The sequence below is a fragment of the Pseudomonas sp. PME37.24/006 genome, from assembly GCF_055556635.1.
Map to the genome: position 1 here is coordinate 1 of NZ_JBVHNL010000167.1, position 262 is coordinate 262.

Below are 262 nucleotides of genomic sequence, written 5' to 3' on the forward strand. Positions count from 1 at the left end.
TCTCTTCAGGAACCTCATCGGACCGCTACAGTTTCACCCAGTTACCCGTTGTGCACCACCGGACTCCAAAGGAGAAGTCCCATGGTTCTTGTCATCGTTGCCGTGGTCATCGGCATCGCCACCTGGATCGTCGCGGCGCTGGCCGCCGGAATCGGACTCGGCCGCATGATCGCCCGAGCCGACACCGAGGAAGCGCGGACGCTCGACGCCGCGCCCTCGCCTGCCTCGCTGAGCGCCGCGATCACCCTGTGATCGCGTGACC

At 65.3% G+C, this 262-nt stretch carries 1 protein-coding gene; it reads left to right on the plus strand.

What is annotated here, in order from left to right:
- The first annotated feature begins 81 nt into the window (after nucleotides 1-81).
- Complete coding sequence (locus ACZ3GY_RS24265; RefSeq protein WP_156495941.1) at nucleotides 82-252, plus strand: hypothetical protein; 171 nt, start codon at nucleotides 82-84, stop codon at nucleotides 250-252.
- Nucleotides 253-262: the final 10 nt, after the last annotated feature.

Excerpts from the sequence above, each read along its gene's own strand:
- ACZ3GY_RS24265 (WP_156495941.1), top strand. The coding sequence starts at position 82 with ATGGTTCTTGTCATCGTTGCCGTGGTCATCGGCATCGCCACCTGGATC.